Source organism: Streptomyces sp. NPDC046881, from assembly GCF_040645015.1.
Lineage (GTDB): Bacteria > Actinomycetota > Actinomycetes > Streptomycetales > Streptomycetaceae > Streptomyces.
The window spans coordinates 1-18,305 of the sequence record NZ_JBEYXJ010000138.1; the positions used below are offsets into that span (position 1 = coordinate 1).

General features: G+C 72.9%; 4 protein-coding genes and 1 pseudogene. 3 read left to right on the plus strand and 2 right to left on the minus strand.

The window, feature by feature from the left end:
• Window positions 1-455, plus strand: a pseudogene (locus ABZ923_RS37075) (FAD-dependent oxidoreductase); the annotation flags it as partial.
• The gene (locus ABZ923_RS37080) at window positions 452-1,717 is read left to right on the plus strand and encodes a helix-turn-helix domain-containing protein (RefSeq protein ID WP_361481347.1); all 1,266 of its coding nucleotides are present in this window, start codon (window positions 452-454) and stop codon (window positions 1,715-1,717) included. The pseudogene ABZ923_RS37075 and the gene ABZ923_RS37080, both read left to right, overlap by 4 nt.
• A gap of 125 nt (window positions 1,718-1,842) precedes the next feature.
• Here the strand turns inward: ABZ923_RS37080 and ABZ923_RS37085 are convergent, their stop codons facing one another.
• Window positions 1,843-2,034, minus strand: a complete 192-nt coding sequence (locus ABZ923_RS37085) for a ferredoxin (RefSeq protein WP_361481356.1) — start codon at window positions 2,032-2,034, stop codon at window positions 1,843-1,845.
• Between the two features lie 19 nt (window positions 2,035-2,053).
• Entirely contained in the window at window positions 2,054-3,154 is a 1,101-nt protein-coding gene (locus ABZ923_RS37090) for a cytochrome P450 (protein WP_361481350.1), read from the minus strand.
• Window positions 3,155-3,589: 435 nt separating this feature from the next.
• Between ABZ923_RS37090 and ABZ923_RS37095 the strand changes: the two genes are divergently transcribed.
• The coding region (locus tag ABZ923_RS37095) for a type I polyketide synthase (protein ID WP_361481353.1) at window positions 3,590-18,305 on the plus strand (14,716 nt) is incomplete at its 3' end.

Here is an 18,305-nt window from a genome sequence, read left to right on the forward strand (position 1 = left end):
CGGAGGCGCAGACCGCCGCCGGGCGGCTGCCCGAGCGCCCGTTCGTCCTGGTCGGCCAGCAGTACCTCGCCGACCCCGGCCGCTCCCGCGGCGACGTCCACCCGGTCTGGGCGTACGCGCACGTCCCGCACGGCCACCCCGGTGACGCAACCGAGGCGGTACTGCGCCAGATCGAGCGGTTCGCGCCCGGTACCAGGGAGCGGATCGTGGGGCTTTCGGCGCGCTCGGCCACCGAACTGGCCCGGTACAACGCGAACTTCGTCGGTGGCGACATCGTCGGCGGTGCCAACACCGCCCGGCAGGTCGCGCTGCGCCCCCGGATGTCCCTCGACCCCTACAGCACCGGCATCCCCGGCGTGTACCTGTGCTCGGCGGCCACCCCACCCGGTGCGGGGGTGCACGGCATGTGCGGGGCGAACGCCGCCCGCTCCGCGCTGCGGTACCTCGACCGGTGAACGGCCCCGTGGAACGGCCGGCGGCACCCGACCCGGTCGTCCTCGTGGCTCAGGCGATGCAGGAGCGCCGGGACGAGGTCATCGCCAAGCTGGTCGCCACCACCGAGGCGGAGATCGCCCAACTGGAACACGATGAACCGCTGCACGGGCTCCTGCGAGCCAGCATCACCGAGAACATCGTCACCGCCCTGCACGTCATCATCAACCGCATCGACCCGGAAACCGTGGACGCGCCGGCCTCGGCGGTCTCCTACGCCCGCAGGCTCGCCCAGCGCGACGTGCCGCTCTCCGCCTTGCTGCGCGCCTACCGGATCGGCCATGCGCAGAGCCTGGACCTTGTCCTCGGCGAGGCGGTCCGGCTCGGGCTGCCGGATCCGACGGGCACCGTCATCACCCTGGTCACCCTCAGTTCCGCCTATGTGGACCGGGTCAGCGACCAGATCGGCCGTGTCTACGAGGAGGAGCGTGAACGCTGGGTGGGCACCCGCGGCATGCTGCGCCAGTACTGGATCAACCAGCTCCTCGACAACCCCCATGTCGATCCGCGACAGGCCGAGGCGGCCCTCGACCACCGGTTGTCCGGCAACCACCTGGCCGTCGAGGGCTGGCTCCACGGCACCACTGCGACCACCGATCCCACCGCTGTCTTCAACCGGCTGGCTTCGCTGCTGTCAACCGTCCTGCGTGCCCATGGCCGCCCCCTGCTGGTCCACACCGACGAGGCCGGCGTCCGGATCTGGCTGGCCGTCAGGCCCGACCGCCCGGTGGACCCCGACACCGTCGCCGCCGAGCTGGCCGCCGCCGAGCTGCCGGTGCGCGTCGCCCTCGGCATCGTCCGCCCGGGCCTCGACGGTTTCCGCCGCAGCACCCGCGCCGCTGCCCGCGCCAAGGCCCTCGCCCTCTCGGCGGGGGCCGGCACCCCCGCAGTGGTGGCCTTCACCCGTGTCGCCCCCGTCGCTCTCCTGGTCGAGGAGCCCCGCGAACTGGCCGACTTCGTCTTCGACACCCTCGGCGAGCTCGCCGTGGACGACCGCCGCCGCGAACTCCTCCGCGAGACGCTCCGCGTCTTCCTCGCCACCAATCGCAGCTATGCCGCCACCGCGGAGCAGCTGATGGTGCACCGCAACACGGTCCACTACCGCGTCCAGCGCGCCGTCGACCACTACCACCTCGACCTCGACGCCGACGCCTTCGACCTCCACTTCGCCCTCAACGTCTGCCGCTGGCACGGGGCGAAGGTTTTGCGCGCCAAGCACAGCTGACAGAGCCAACGTCTCCTGATGCACGGACGCACGCCCGATCCCGGCCGGCCGGCCCGGACGACAACGAGGCCTCCCACAGCCGTCGTCCGGGCCCCGGCCTCGCAGCTCCTTCGAGGGTGAAGTCGTCACAGGCATGTGATGGCCGCTGTAGGGCACCGCGCGGCGGCCTCTTCCACCGCCGCCCGGTGCTCGGCGCCGGGGGCGGACTGGAGCAGGATCACGGTGCCGTCGCCGTCGTCCTGGTCGAAGACGGCGGGGGCGGCGAGCACACAGGTGCCTGCGCCGCAGCAGAGGCGCTTGTCGATCTCGACCTTCATCACTGTCACCGGCACCCGCTCACCAGCGCACCGGCAGTTCCAGGACGCCGTACGTCACCATCATCTCCCGCATGCCGATCTCCTGGGCCGGCACGGCGAGCTCCAGCCGGGGGAAGCGGCGCAGCAACGACTCGTAGCCGATGGCGAGTTCCAGGCGCGCCAAGTGGTGACCCATGCACTGGTGCGGACCGCTGCCGAAGGCCAGGTGCCGGGTCGTGCCGCGCCGGATGTCCAAGGTGTCGGGGTCCTCGAAGCCCAGCGGGTCACGGTTGGCCGCGGGCAGCGACACCGTGACGACCTGGCCCTTGCGGACGGAGCGCCCTTCGAACACGAAGTCGTCGGCGGCGACCCGGATCGGTCCGATCTGCACCACACTGAGGTAGCGCAGCAGCTCTTCGACGGCGTCGTCCACGAGCGACCAGTCGGCGCGCAGAGCGGCCAGCTGCTCGGGGTGGCGGAGCAGGGCGTAGGTGCCCAGCGCCAGCATGTTGGTGGTGGTCTCCAGCCCGGCGATGAGAAGAACGATCGTGATGCCGAGCAGCTCCTCGTCGGTCAGGTCGGTCTCGACGGTGAGCCTGCCGAGGATGTCCGGGCCCGGGTCCTTGCGGGCGGCCGCGATCAGGGCGTGGAGCATGCCACCGAGGGCCGCCATCGACTGTTGCATCTCCTCTCCGCTGCTGGAGAGGCTGAAGAGAACGTCGACATGATGCGCGAACTGCGCACGGTCCGGCTTCGGCAGTCCGAGCAGTTCCGAGGTGACCAGCGTGGGCAGGGGTTTGGCGAAGGCCTGCACCAGGTCGACGGGACCGCCCCCGTTCGCCATCTCCTCCAGCAGGCCGTCCGTCAACTCCTGGATGCGCGGGCGCAGTTCCCGTACGCGGCGGACGGTGAAGTGCTTGCTCAGCAGGCGGCGGTAGCGGGTGTGCTCGGGCGGGTCCATGTTGACGAACATGCCCGCGGGAAGTGCGTCGGTGCTCAGCTCGGAGCCGGGCACCTTCACCGGAGAACGCTTCCCGGCAGGCAGGGAGCTGAATCGGGAGTCGGTCAGCACGGACCGTGCGGCCTCCAGGCCGGTGACCAGGTGGCCGACATGCCCGTCGGGATACCGCAGCGGGGTCATCGGGCATTCCTCACGCGCTTGGGTGAAGGGCGCGGGCGGGTCGAAAGGACAACCCGCGGGGCGCGCCGTGGGAAAGGGTCGCGCTGAGTGGTTCTCGGCTGTTCGCGCATGCACCATGGAAGACCTGGAACCTCGTCATCGGGGAGAAAGGGGAGGGGCTTTACAGGCTGCAGTTCTCCCACAACTGTCCCTAGGGTTCTCCTTAGAGGATTTCCCGGTCGCCCTTCCTCGCACGCGTCGACCCTTGGGGATTCCCCTAGAACAGATCCGCCGCAGCGGCGGAGCGCGGCTGCGCAACCGAAACTGGGATCACACCACAACGTGTTGCCGCCCGGTCGTGCCGACCGCCTGTGCCGTGGCCGCCACGGTGCGGTGCCTTTTCATTCTCTGCGTCGGTGGGTGGGGTACAACATGGTCGAGTCCGAGCTCAACGCAATGGAACGTCGGGCTGGTTCGGCTTCGGCGGACTCGGCCGACGGCATAGCCGTCATCGGCCTGGCGTGCCGACTGCCGGGGGCCGCCGACCCGGCCGCCTTCTGGCGGCTGCTCAGCGAGGGCGCGGACGCGATCACCGACGTCCCCCCGGACCGATGGGACGGGGCCGCGGTGGCCGACGCCGACCCGTCCGCACCCGGCAGGACCGATATCCGAAGGGGCGGATTCCTCGACGACATCGGCCACTTCGACGCCGGGTTCTTCGGGCTCTCCCCCAAGGAGGCCGCCGCCATGGACCCGCAGCAGCGGCTCGTGCTGGAGTTGGCCTGGGAAGCGCTGGAGGACGCGCACGTGCGCGCCGAGACCCTGCGCTCCACTCGCACCGGAGTGTTCGTCGGCGCCATCTGGGACGACTACGCGACCCTGCACCACCGTTCCGGACTCACGGCCATCTCCCCGCACACCGTCACCGGCCTGCACCGCAGTATCATCGCCAACCGGGTCTCGTACTTCCTCGGTCTGAACGGCCCCAGCCTCACCGTGGACTCCGGCCAGTCCTCTTCCCTGGTCTCGGTCCACCTGGCCTGCGAGAGCCTCCGCAAGGGCGAATCGACGATCGCCCTCGCGGGCGGCGTGAACCTCAACATCGTCCCCGAGAGCACCCTGGGCGCCGCCAAGTTCGGCGGGCTGTCCCCCGACGGCCGCTGCTTCACCTTCGACGCCCGCGCGAACGGCTACGTCCGCGGCGAGGGCGGCGGCGTCGTCGTCCTCAAACCCCTCGCCCGGGCCGTCGCGGACGGCGACCCCGTCCACTGCGTGATTCGCGGCAGCGCGGTCAACAACGACGGCGGCGGTGACGGGCTGACCGTACCCCTGCAGTCCGGGCAGGAACAGGTGCTTCGCCTCGCCTACGAACGGGCCGGGATCGACCCCGCGCACGTCGGCTACGTGGAGTTGCACGGCACGGGCACCAAGGTCGGCGACCCCGTCGAGGCAGCCGCGCTCGGCGCGGTGCTCGGTGCGGGACGCGAGCCCGGCCGCCCCCTGCGGGTCGGCTCGGCCAAGACCAACGTCGGCCACCTGGAGGGCGCCGCCGGCATCACTGGCCTGCTGAAGGCGGTCCTGTCGCTCCACCACCGGGAACTGCCCGCCAGCCTCAACTTCGCGACGCCGAACCCGGCTATCCCACTGGACCGGCTGAACCTGCGGGTGCAGACCGAGCACAGCGCATGGGCCGCCGAGGACGGCCGCCCGCTGCTGGCCGGCGTCAGCTCGTTCGGCATGGGCGGCACCAACTGCCACATAGTCCTGGCCGAACACCGGGCGACGGCGCAGGGCGGGGCCGCGGACGCGGGTACGGGCGAGGCTGCGAAGTCGGGCGCTGCGCAGGCGGACGAGGCTGCGGAGGCTGGCGGGGCTGCGGAGACGGGCACGGGCGGGGCTGCGGAAGTCGGTACCGGCGGGGCTGCGGAAGCGGGGACCGGCGGAGTCGCGGCCACGACCTTGTGGCCGCTGTCCGCCAAGACCGCGTCCGCGCTGCGCGCCCAGGCCGCCGCCCTGCTCGCACACGCCGAGGCACACCCCCGTCTCGCCCTGCCCGACGTCGGCTGGTCGCTGGCCACCGGCCGCACCGCCTTCGAACACCGGGCCGTCGTCGTGGGCGAGGACCACGACGACTTCCTGCGCGCCCTGCGCGAGCTGTCCACCGGCGGCATCGACGCCGCACTGACCACGGGCCGCACGGGTCCGCGCGGCGAGCTCGCCTTCCTCTTCTCGGGCCAGGGCAGCCAGCGAGCCGGCATGGGCCGTGAACTGGCCGAAGCCTTCCCCGCCTTCGCCACCGCGCTGGACGAGGTGTGCGCACACCTCGACCCGTTGCTGCCGCGGCCGCTGCGCGAGGTCATGTTCGCCCCTGACGGCACCGGGGAAGCGGCCGAACTCGACCGGACCCTCTACACGCAGACCTCCCTGTTCGCCGTCGAGGTCGCCCTGTTCCGGCTCCTGGAGAGCTGGGGTATCACCCCCGGCGTGCTCATGGGCCACTCCATCGGCGAACTCGCCGCCGCGCACGTGGCCGGCGTCCTCTCGCTCGCCGACGCCTGCACCCTCGTGGCCGCGCGCGGCCGCCTGATGCAGGCGCTGCCCGCAGGCGGCGCCATGATCGCCGTCCAGGCCTCGGAGGACGAGGTCCGTACCCGCATCGGGGACCGCACGGACCGCGTGAGCATCGCCGCGCTGAACGGCCCGGACTCCGTGGTCGTCTCCGGCGACGAGGACCTCGCCACCGAGATCGCCGGCGCCTTCGCCGCCCTGGGCCGCAGGACCAGCCGGCTGCGGGTCAGCCACGCCTTCCACTCCCCGCACATGGAACCCATGCTGGCGGAGTTCCGCGACGTGGCCGATAGCCTGACCTTCCACGCCCCGACCATCCCGATCGTGTCCAACGTGACGGGCCGGCTCTCCGAGGAGCCCGCGGGGTACGAAGGGAGCACGGCCGCGTACTGGGTCCGCCACGTGCGCGAGGCGGTCTGCTTCGCCGACGGCGTCGCCCGCCTCGACGAACAGGGCACCCGCACATACCTGGAACTCGGCCCCGGCGGCGTGCTCACCTCCATGGCCCGCGCCGGCGCCGACAGCGACTCCCTGTTCGTCCCCGCCCTGCGCGCCCGTCGCCCCGAGGCACAGGCCCTGCTGTCAGCGGTCGCGTCGCTGCACGTCCACGGCGTGGAGCCGGACTGGGACGCCCTGTTCGACGGCGGGCGAGGCGCACGCCGCAAGGTCGCACTCCCGACCTACGCGTTCGAACGGCAGCGGTACTGGCTGGACGGCGACACCACGTCGCCCGCCACCACCGCCGGCCAGGCCCCCGCGGCCATCCGGCCGGAGGCCATCGCCGAGACGGACGGCGCGCTCGCCGAAGCCCTGGGCCGGCGGCCGGCCGGACTGCCCGAGTCCGAACGCGACGAGGCCGTGCTCGACCTGGTCCGCGCCCACATCGCCGCCGTCCTGGGCCACACCGAAGCCCGCCAGGTGGACACCGAGTGGACGTTCAAGGACCTGGGCTTCGACTCGCTCAGCTCGGTGGAGCTGCGCAACCAGCTCAGCGGGGCCACCGGCCTGCGCCTGCCCAGCGGGCTGCTGTTCGACCACCCGACCCCTGCCGCGCTCGCCCGCCACCTCGCCGTCCGGCTGCTCGGCGGCGAGGACGCGGCGGCCTCCGCGCCCGCGACGGCGGCCGACCCCGACGAACCCATCGCCATCGTGGCCATGAGCTGCCGCCTGCCCGGCGGCGTGAGCTCCCCCGAGGACCTGTGGCGGCTGCTCGCCTCAGACGGCGACGCCATCTCCGGATTCCCGACGGACCGCGGCTGGGACGTCGAGGCGCTCTACGACCCGGAGCCCGGCACACCCGGCAAGTCCTCGACGCGGCACGGCGGCTTCCTGCACGAGGCGACCGAGTTCGACGCCGGCTTCTTCGGCATCAGCCCCCGCGAGGCCGCCGCGATCGACCCGCAGCAACGGCTGGTCCTGGAGACCGCGTGGGAGGCCTTCGAACGGGCCGGCATCGACCCGGCCACGCTGCGCGGGAACCGGGCGGGCGTGTTCATCGGCGCGACGGCACAGGACTACGGCCCCCGGCTGCACGAGCCGGTCGACGGCGTCGAGGGCTACCTGCTGACCGGCACCACGACCAGCGTCGCCTCGGGCCGCGTGGCCTACACGTTCGGCCTCGAAGGCCCCGCGGTCACGGTGGACACGGCCTGCTCGTCGTCCCTGGTGGCCCTGCACCTGGCCGTCCAGTCGCTGCGGAGCGGCGAGTGCACGCTGGCCCTGGCCGGCGGTGTCACCGTGATGTCCACGCCCGGCATGTTCGTGGAGTTCAGCCGGCAGCGCGGCCTGTCGGCGGACGGCCGGTGCAAGGCGTTCGCGGCCGGTGCCGACGGCACGGGCTGGGCCGAGGGCGTCGGCATGCTCCTGGTGGAGCGACTGAGCGACGCCCGGCGCAACGGCCACAAAGTGCTGGCCGTCGTACGGGGCAGCGCGGTCAACCAGGACGGCGCGTCGAACGGTCTTACGGCGCCGAACGGCCCCGCCCAGCAGCGCGTCATCCGCCAGGCCCTGACGGCCGCCGGACTCGCGCCCACGGACGTCGACGCCGTGGAGGCGCACGGTACGGGCACCCGGCTCGGTGACCCGATCGAGGCGGAAGCCCTCATCGCCGCCTACGGCCGGGGACGGGACGCCGACCGACCCCTCTGGCTGGGCTCGCTGAAGTCGAACATCGGTCACACGCAGGCCGCGGCGGGCGTGGCCGGCGTGATCAAGATGGTCATGGCGATGCGGCACGGCATGCTGCCGCGGACCCTGCACGTGGACGAGCCGACCCCGCACGTGGACTGGTCGGCGAGCGGCGTACGACTGCTGACCGAGGCGGTGCAGTGGCCCGCGGGCGACCTGCCGCGCCGCGCCGCCGTGTCCTCCTTCGGCATCAGCGGCACCAACGCACACGTCATCGTCGAACAGGCGGTGGCGAGCGAGGAGCCCGTCCCGGGGGCGGTTGTTGCGGGACCGGTGCCGTGGGTGCTGTCGGCGAGGAGCGATGCGGCGCTGCGGGCGCAGGCTGAGCGTCTGGTCTCCTTCCTGGAGGAGGGCCGTGATGGTGGCAGTGGTCCCGGCTGCTCGCCGGCCGACATCGGTTTGTCCCTCGCTGTGACGCGTTCGGCCTGGGACCGGCGGGCGGCGGTCGTGGGTGCGAGTGTGGAGGAACTGACTGCAGGGGTACGGGCGCTGGCGTCGGGTGTTCCGTCCGTGGCCGTGGTCCGGAACACGGCCGGTCCGGGGGACAGGACCGGGTTCTTGTTTTCCGGCCAGGGCTCGCAGCGGGTCGGCATGGGGCGTGGACTCTATGACGTTTTCCCGGCGTTCGCCGCGGCCTACGACGAGGTCCGCGCCCACCTCGATGTCACGCTCGACGCGGACGCGGAGGAGCTCGACCAGACGGGGTGCACCCAGCCGGCGTTGTTCGCGGTCGAGGTGGCGTTGTTCCGGCTTCTGGAGTCGTGGGGTGTGCGGCCGGATTATGTGGCGGGTCATTCGGTGGGGGAGATCGCGGCCGCTCATGTGGCCGGGGTGTTGTCGCTCGGGGATGCGGCGAAGTTGGTGTCTGCGCGTGCTGCGTTGATGCAGGCGTTGCCTGCGGGTGGGGCGATGGTGGCGGTGCAGGCGACCGAGGAGGAGGTGCTGCCGCATCTGACCGACGGGGTCGGGATCGCGGCGGTCAACGGCCCGCGCTCAGTTGTCGTCTCCGGTGCTGAGGACACGGTGCTGGAGATCGCCGAGGTCTTCACCCGACAGGGCCGCAGGACTGCCCGGTTGAGGGTCAGTCATGCGTTCCATTCGCCGTTGATGGAGCCGATGCTGGAGGAGTTCGGGCAGGTCGTCCGGGGCTTGGAGTTCAGCGAGCCGCGGATCCCGGTGGTTTCGAATCTCACGGGCCGGCTGGCGGAGTCGTACACCCCGGAGTACTGGGTGCGGCACGTGCGTGAGGCGGTGCGTTTCGCCGACGGCGTGCGGACCCTGCACGAGCTGGGTGTGACCACGTTCGTGGAGATCGGTCCGGGTGGTGTGCTCAGCGGCATGGCGCAGGGCTGTGTCGACGACGTCGTCACCGTCCCCGTACTGCGAGCCGACCGGCCCGAGCCGCAGGCCGTCGTCACCGCGCTCGCCGAACTGCACGTGCACGGCGTTTCCCCGGACTGGCCGGCGCTCTTCCCGGCCGCCCGGCGTGTCGACCTGCCCACCTACGCCTTCCAGCGTGAGCGCTACTGGCTCGATGCGCCTCGCGCGGCGGCCGTCGGCGCCCCGGAGGCGGTGGACACCGAATTCTGGGACTCCGTCGAGAGCGAGGACCCGGCCTCTCTCGGTTCGCTCCTGGGACTGGAGCCCGCCGAACTGGACGTGCTCGCACCCAAGTTGTCCGCCTGGCGTCGGCAGCGGCGCGAGCGGTCCACCGCCGACGGATGGCGCTACCGGATCACCTGGCAGCCGCTCGGCGACCCGGTCGGGGACGCTCCGGCGGGGAACTGGCTCTACGTGGTCCCGGAGGAGACCGGGTGGACCGAGGCGATCCGCACCGGCCTCACGGAACTCGGCGTCACACTCGTACCATTCGCCATGAGCGAGGACACCGATCGCCACGCGCTCGCCCGCGCCCTCACCGACGCCGGGCACGAGCAGGCCGACGGCATCCTGTTCGCCGCAGCTCGGGGAGGAGCGCGGACGGACGCCCTCCAGCGGCTCGTCCTTCTCGTACAGGCCCTCGGCGACGCCGGGATCGAGGCTCCGCTGTGGTGCCTGACCAGCGGTGCGGTGTCGACCGGCCCGACGGACCCGCTGACCGATCCCGTCTCCGCCCGGCTCTGGGGCCTGGGCAGGACCGTCGCCCTGGAACAGCCGCAGCGCTGGGGCGGGCTCGTCGACCTGCCCGCCGAGCCCGACACCCGCGCGCTGGAACGGCTGGCCGCCCTGCTGGCCCAGGCCGACGAGGATCAGCTCGCCATACGCGCCGCCGGTGTGTCCGGGCGCCGCCTCGTGCGCGCGCCGCAGAGCGCGGCACCGGCGGACGCACCCTGGTCGCCACGCGGCACCGTGCTCGTGACCGGTGGTACGGGTGCGCTGGGCGGGCACGTGGCCCGCTGGCTCGCCGGTGCCGGCGCCGAGCACCTCGTGCTCACCAGCCGCCGGGGTCCCGACGCCCCGGGCGCCGCGGAACTCAAGGCGGAGCTGGAACGGCTGGGCGCTCGGGTCACCGTCGCCGCGTGTGACGCCGCCGACCGCGACGCGCTCACCGAGCTGTTCGGCCGGCACACCGTGAACGCCGTGGTGCACACCGCAGGCGTACTCGATGACGGCCTGGTCGATTCGCTCACGCCCGAGCGCCTCGACGACGTGCTGCGCCCCAAGGCGGACGCGGCGCTCCACCTGCACGAGCTCACCCGGGACCGCCAGGACCTCGACGCCTTCGTGCTCTTCTCCTCGATGACCGGTGTCTGGGGCAACGGTGGCCAGGGCGCCTACGGTGCCGCGAACGCCTTCCTCGACGCCCTCGCCGAGCAGCGCCGGGCGCAGGGCCTGCCCGCGCTGGCCGTCGCGTGGGGACCCTGGGCGGACGGGGGCATGGCCGACGGCGCCGCCGGTGACCACCTGCGGCGGCGCGGCGTACGGGCCATCGCGGCCCTTCCGGCGATCTCCGTGCTGCACGGTGCGCTGACCCACGGCGAGACCGCCGTGACCGTCGCGGACGTGGACTGGGACCGCTTCGTCCCGGCCTTCGCCGGCACGCGCCCCTGCCCGCTGCTGCAAGGGGTGCCCGAGGCCCGCAAGGCCCTGGATTTACGCGCGCAGGCCGCGCACAGCGCCGAAGTGCCCGCGTCCGCGCTGGTCCAGCGCCTCCTCGGCGCCACCCCGGGGGAGCAGGGACGCATCCTGCTGGACCTGGTCCGCGAGCAGGCCGCCGTGGTCCTCGGGCACTCGGGCAAGGGCGCCTTCGAAGCCGACCGGACGTTCCGCGAGACCGGCTTCGACTCGCTCACCGCCGTCGAACTGCGCCACAGACTCACCACGGCCACCGGCCTCAAGCTGCCCTCCACCCTGGTCTTCGACCACCCGACCCCCACTGCCCTCGCCCGCCACCTGGGCGCGGAACTCCTCGGCCGGCGGGGGGCGGAGGCGGACGCCGCGCGGGCGACGGTCGCCGCCGCGGCCGACGAACCCCTCGCGATCGTCGGCATGAGCTGCCGCTTCCCCGGCGGCGTCCGGTCACCGGAGGACCTGTGGGAGCTGCTGAGCTCCGGGCGGGACGCGATGTCGGGGTTCCCCACCGACCGCGGCTGGGACATCGACGCGCTCTACGACCCCGATCCCGACCGGCCCGGCACGACGTACGCGCGCGAGGGCGGCTTCCTCCATGACGCGGCGGACTTCGACGCCGGCTTCTTCGGGATCTCGCCGCGCGAGGCGCTGGCGATGGACCCGCAGCAGCGGCTGCTGCTGGAGACCGCGTGGGAGGCCTTCGAGCGGGCCGGCATCGCCCCCGCGTCCGTCCGTGCCAGCCGTACCGGCGTCTTCATCGGAACCAACGGCCAGGACTACGCCAACGGGCTGCGCAACGCACCCGAGGAGATCGAGGGGTACGCGCTCACCGGCAAGGCGGCCTCGGTCGTCTCCGGGCGCATCTCCTACACGTTCGGCCTCGAGGGCCCGGCGGTCACGGTCGACACGGCGTGCTCGTCGTCGCTCGTGGCCCTCCACCTCGCCGCGCAGGCACTGCGCGGCGGCGAGTGCTCCATGGCCCTGGTCGGTGGCGTCACCGTCATGACCACGCCGGACCTGTTCGTGGAGTTCAGCCGCCAGCGCGGCCTGTCGCCCGACGGCCGGTGCAAGGCGTTCGCGGCCGACGCGGACGGCACGGGCTGGGGCGAGGGTGTGGGCCTGCTGCTGGTGGAGCGGTTGTCCGACGCCCGCCGCAACGGACACCAGGTGCTCGCGGTGGTCCGGGGCAGCGCGGTGAACCAGGACGGTGCGTCCAACGGCCTGACCGCGCCCAACGGTCCCTCGCAGCAGCGGGTGATCCGGCAGGCCCTGGCGTCCGCCGGGCTCACACCGGCCGACGTGGACGCCGTCGAGGCCCACGGCACGGGCACCAGGCTCGGCGACCCGATCGAGGCGCAGGCGCTCCTCGCCACGTACGGCCAGGAACACCCCGACGACCGGCCGGTGTGGCTGGGCTCGGTCAAGTCCAACATCGGTCACACGCAGGCCGCCGCGGGCGTCGCCGGTGTGATCAAGATGGTGCTGGCGATGCGGCACGGCATGCTGCCGCAGACGCTCCACGTGGACGAGCCGACCCCGCACGTGGACTGGTCGGCGGGCGCCGTGCGGCTGCTGACCGAGCCGGTGCGGTGGCCCGCGGGCGACCTGCCGCGCCGGGCAGCGGTGTCGTCCTTCGGCATCGGCGGCACCAACGCGCACACGATCATCGAGGAGGCGCCCGTCACGGCCGAGGCCGAGCCGGCCCGGGAACACCGCCCGGTGCCCGTGCCGTGGGTGCTCTCGGCACAGAGCGAAGGGGCGTTGCGGGCGCAGGCGAGGCGTCTGCTGGCCTTCGCGACCGACGACGTGTCACCCGTCGACGCCGGATTCTCGTTCGCCACGACGCGGTCGGCACTGGAACACCGGGCCGCGGTGATCGGCACCGACCCGGCCGAGCTGCGTACCGGCCTGACCGCCCTCGCGGCAGGTGAACCGGCGGCGAATGCCATCGCCGGGCGCGCCAACTCGGCGGGCAGGGTCGGGTTCTTGTTCTCGGGTCAGGGTTCGCAGCGGCTGGGGATGGGGCGTGAGTTGTACGCGTCCTATCCGGTGTTCGCTGCGGCGTACGACGAGGTGTGCGCGTTGTTGGATGCGCCGGTCGACGTCGACTCGGAGGAGCTTGACCAGACGGGGTGCACCCAGCCGGCGTTGTTCGCGGTCGAGGTGGCGTTGTTCCGGTTGCTGGAGTCGTGGGGTGTGCGGCCGGATTATGTGGCGGGTCATTCGGTGGGGGAGATCGCGGCCGCTCATGTGGCCGGGGTGTTGTCGCTCGGGGATGCGGCGAAGTTGGTGTCGGCGCGTGCTGCGTTGATGCAGGCGTTGCCTGCGGGTGGGGCGATGGTGGCGGTGCAGGCGACCGAGGAGGAGGTGCTGGCGTATCTGACCGACGGGGTCGGGATCGCGGCGGTCAACGGCCCGCGGTCGGTGGTGGTTTCCGGTGCTGAGGATGAAGTCACGGCGTTGGCCGGGGTGTTCGCCGGTCATGGTCGTAAGACGTCTCGGTTGAGGGTCAGTCATGCGTTCCATTCGCCGTTGATGGATCCGATGCTGGAGGAGTTCGGGCAGGTCGTTCGGGGCCTGGAGTTCAGCGAGCCGCGGATCCCGGTGGTTTCGAATCTCACGGGCCGGCTGGCTGAGTCGTACACCCCGGAGTACTGGGTGCGGCACGTGCGTGAGGCGGTGCGTTTCGCCGACGGCGTGCGGACCCTGCACGAGCTGGGTGTGACCACGTTCGTGGAGATCGGCCCCGGCGGCGTCCTCAGCGGCATGGCGCAGAGCTGTGTCGACGACATCGTCACCATCCCCGTACTCCGAGCCGACCGGCCCGAACCCCAGGCGCTCACCACCGCGTATGCCCAACTGCACGTCAGCGGCGCCGAAGTCGACTGGCACGCCTTCTTCCCGGGCGCCCGGCGCGTCGACCTGCCCACCTACGCCTTCCAGCGCGAGCGTTACTGGCTCGACGCCCCCGCCTCCGCCGGTGACATGCGCGCGGTGGGGCAGGGGGAGGCCGGTCATCCGCTCCTCGGCGCCGCCGTGCCGCTGGCCGACGGCGACGGACACCTGCTCACCGGGCGGCTCTCGACGCACACGCACCCGTGGCTGGTGGACCACGCCGTCGGCGGGGTCGCGCTCCTGCCGGGCACGGCGTTCGTCGAGCTGGCGATCACCGCTGCCGACGCCGTGGGCTGCGACCTGCTGGAAGAGCTGACGCTGGAGACACCGCTGCTCGTGCCCGAGCGCGGCGGCGTCGCCCTGCAGGTGCGTGTCGGCGCCGACGACGGCTCGGGCCGCAGGCCACTGACCGTACACTCACGGATCGACGACGGTGACGCGTACACCCACGAGGACGACACCGAGCGGGTGTGGGCCCGGCACGCCTCCGGCTCGCTGACCGTCGCCACAGGAGGTCCCGGGGACGGCTCGCTGACCGCGTGGCCGCCCGTGGGGGCGGAACCGGTCGACGTCGACGGGTTCTACGACCGCCTCGCCGGAATGGCGCTCGACTACGGCCCCGTCTTCCAGGGGCTGCGCGCCGCGTGGCGCAGCGGGGACGACTTCTTCGCCGAGGTGGAGCTGCCCGGCACGCAGGAGAGGGACGCGGGCGCGTACGGCCTGCACCCCGCGCTGTTCGACGCCGCCCTGCACACCGTCTGGCTGGGCGCGGTCGAACCCGAGGCCGGGACGGGGAACGGGCTGCTGCCGTTCGCCTGGAGCGGCGTGCGCCTGGCGGCTGCCGGAGCCTTGGGCCTGCGGGTGAAGGTCTCGCGCGCCGGTACCTCCGAGGTGTCGCTGGTGCTGGCCGACGGCACCGGTGAGCCGGTCGCGCAGGTCGACTCGCTGACCCTGCGCCCGGTGCCCGCCGGCCGGTTGCGCGCCGGTTCCGGCGGTGACGAGGCGGTCTTCGGCCTGGAGTGGACGCCGGTCAGCCTGCCGTCCGTCCCGGCCGGGATGAGGATCGAGACGTACGAGGATTTCGCCGCTCTCCGGGCCGCCGGCTCGCCGGCGGACACCGAAGCCGATGCGGATACCGGAGCCGGAGCCGGAGCCGGAGCCGGAGTCGGAGGAGGTGTCGCAGCCGGAGCAAGTGTCGGAGCCGGCCCCGGAGCAGGTGTCGTCGCCGGTGCCGTGGTCGTGCCCTGCCCGAGCGGGGCCGGTGCGGACCTGGCCTCGCGGGTGCGTGAGGTCACCCACGCCGTGCTCGGACTGGTGCAGTGGTGGCTGGCCGAGGATCGCCCGGCGCGCCTGGTGCTGGTGATGGACACGGGAGACCTCGCCCAGTCGGCCGTCCGCGGACTGGTGCGCTCGGCGCAGACTGAGAACCCCGACCGCATCCTGCTGGTCCAGACCTCAAGGGATCACCATGCCGGCGTCGGCGACGGTGTGGACCACGCCGCTCTTGCCCGGGTGCTGCCCGGCCTGATCGCATCGGGTGAGCCGCAGGCCGCCCTGTACGGGGACGACCACGTGCGGGTGCCGAGACTGGCCCGCGTCGCCGCACCGGACGCGGAGACCGAGCTGCCCGGCCTCGGCTCCGGCACCGTCCTGCTGACCGGCGCGTCGGGCGGGCTGGGCGGGCTGTTCGCCCGGCACCTGGTCGCCGAGCACGGCGTCCGCAGTCTGCTGCTCGTCAGCCGCCGCGGCGGCGACGCACCCGGCGCGGCGGAGCTCGCCGCCGAGCTGACCGCGCAGGGCGCCGACGTGACCTGGGCCGCCTGTGACGTGGCCGACCGCGATGCCGTTCGTGCGCTCCTCGCCGGGCCCGGACGGAACCTGACCGCGATCATCCACACCGCCGGCGTCCTGGACGACGGAATCATCGGCTCGCTGACCCCCGAGCGGCTGGACGCCGTGTTCCGCCCCAAGGTGGACGCCGCGCTGAACCTGCACGACCTGGCGGGTGAACTGTGCGGTGACCTGTCGGCATTTGTGCTCTTCTCCTCCGTGGCGGGCACCCTCGGCACGCCGGGCCAGGGCAACTACGCCGCTGCCAACACCTTCCTCGACGCCCTCGCCGAGCACCGCCGTGCCGCGGGCCTGTCGGCCACATCGCTCGCCTGGGGCCTGTGGGCGCAGGACAGCGAGAGCGCCATGACCGGCGGCCTCGACCACACCGATCTCACGCGCATCAAGCGCATGGGCCTCGCCGCGATCCCGTCGGCGGACGGCCTGCGGATGTTCGACGCGGCACTGGCCACCGACCAGGCGGCGGTCGCCCCGATCCGGCTCGACACGTCCGTCTTCCGTGACGGACAGGGGCAGCCCGTGCCGCCGGTCCTGCGCGGACTGGTGCGGGTCGCGCCGGCGCGGCGCACGGCGCAGTCCGCGCCGAAGGGATCGCTGGGTCAGCGGCTGGCCGGGCTGCCGGAGGCCGAGCGCGAGCAGGTGGTGCTGGACCTGGTGCGTACCGAGGCCGCGGCCGTACTCGGGCACGCCGGCGCACGGTCGGTCGGCGCAGACGACTCGTTCAAGGACATCGGGTTCGACTCGCTGACCGCCGTCGAACTGCGCAACCGGCTCAACTCAGCCGTCGGCATGCGCCTGCCCGCCACCCTCGTCTTCGACCACCCGAACCCGCTCACCCTCGCCCGCTTCCTCACCGCCGAAGCCACAGGTTCCGGCGCGGCCTCGTCCGCCGTGCCGGCGTCCCTCTCCACGGCCACTGGAGCGGCGGACGAGCCGATCGCGATCGTGGGCATGGCCTGCCGCTATCCCGGCGGTGTGCGGTCGCCCGAAGACCTGTGGCGGCTGGTCGCCTCCGGCGGCGACGCGATCTCGGGCTTCCCCGAGGACCGCGGCTGGGACGTGGAGAAGCTCTACGACCCGGACCCCGACCAGTGGGGTACCAGCTACACCCGCGAGGGCGGATTCCTCCACGACGCGGCGGACTTCGACGCCGAGTTCTTCGGGATCTCGCCGCGTGAGGCGCTGGCGATGGACCCGCAGCAGCGGTTGCTACTGGAGACCTCGTGGGAGGCGTTCGAGCGAGCCGGGATCGACCCGGCGACCGTGCGGGGCAGCAGGACCGGGGTTTTCGCGGGCGTGATGTACCACGACTACGGCGGGCGCGTGCACACCTCGCCGGCAGGGCTGGAGGGCTACCTCGTCAACGGCAGCGCGGGCAGCGTCGCTTCGGGTCGCGTCTCGTACACGTTCGGCCTCGAGGGGCCGGCGGTCACGGTCGACACGGCGTGCTCGTCGTCGCTGGTGGCGCTGCACCTGGCCGCGCAGGCGCTGCGGGGTGGCGAGTGCTCGATGGCGCTGGTCGGCGGCGTCACGGTGATGGCCGGACCGTCCGTGTTCGTGGAGTTCAGCCGGCAGCGCGGGCTGGCCCCTGACGGACGCTGCAAGGCGTTCGGCGCCGGTGCCGACGGTACGGGCTGGGCCGAGGGTGCGGGCATGCTGCTGGTGGAGCGGCTGTCCGACGCCCGGCGCAACGGACACCGGGTGCTGGCCGTGGTGCGGGGGAGCGCGGTGAACCAGGACGGTGCGTCAAATGGCCTGACCGCGCCGAACGGTCCGGCGCAGCAGCGGGTGATCCGGCAGGCGCTGGCCAACGCGGGGCTGTCCGCGGGCCAGGTGGACGCGGTGGAGGCGCACGGTACGGGCACCCGGCTCGGTGATCCGATCGAGGCGCAGGCGCTGCTCGCCACGTACGGCCGGGAGCGGCCCGAGGGGCAGCCGCTGTGGCTGGGCTCGTTGAAGTCCAACATCGGTCACGCGCAGGCGGCCGCCGGGGTCGGCGGCATCATCAAGATGGTCATGGCGATGCGGCACGGTGTCCTGCCGCGGACCCTGCACGTGGACGAGCCGACGCCGCACGTGGACTGGTCGGCCGGTGACGTCCGCCTGCTGACCGAGGCCAGGGAGTGGCCCACGAGCGACGGGCCGCGCCGGGCCGCGGTGTCCTCCTTCGGTGTGAGCGGCACCAACGCGCACGTGATCGTCGAGCAGGCGCCTGACGCGGCGGAGGAGTCCCCGGCGTCGGTGTCGGGTGCGGTCGTGCCGTGGGTGGTGTCGGCGAAGAGTGACGCGGCACTGCGGGAACAGGCGGGCCGGCTGCTGTCCTTCCTGGACGCCGAGGGCGGCGGAGGTTCCGGGGCTCGGCCGGAGGACGTCGCGTACTCGCTGGCGACGTCGCGTGCGGTGCTGGAGCGCCGCGCGGCGGTCGTGGGCGCGGACATCGCGGAACTCCGGCAGGGGCTGGAGGCGCTCGCTTCCGGAGCCACTCCGGCGGGCGGAGTGGTCGGGGGCAGGGTCGGGTTCTTGTTCTCGGGTCAGGGTTCGCAGCGGCTGGGGATGGGGCGTGAGTTGTACGCGTCCTATCCGGTGTTCGCTGCGGCGT

Coding starts and splice junctions, on each gene's coding strand:
- ABZ923_RS37085 (WP_361481356.1), bottom strand. CDS start 2,034: ATGAAGGTCGAGATCGACAAGCGCCTCTGCTGCGGCGCAGGCACCTGT.
- ABZ923_RS37090 (WP_361481350.1), bottom strand. CDS start 3,154: ATGACCCCGCTGCGGTATCCCGACGGGCATGTCGGCCACCTGGTCACC.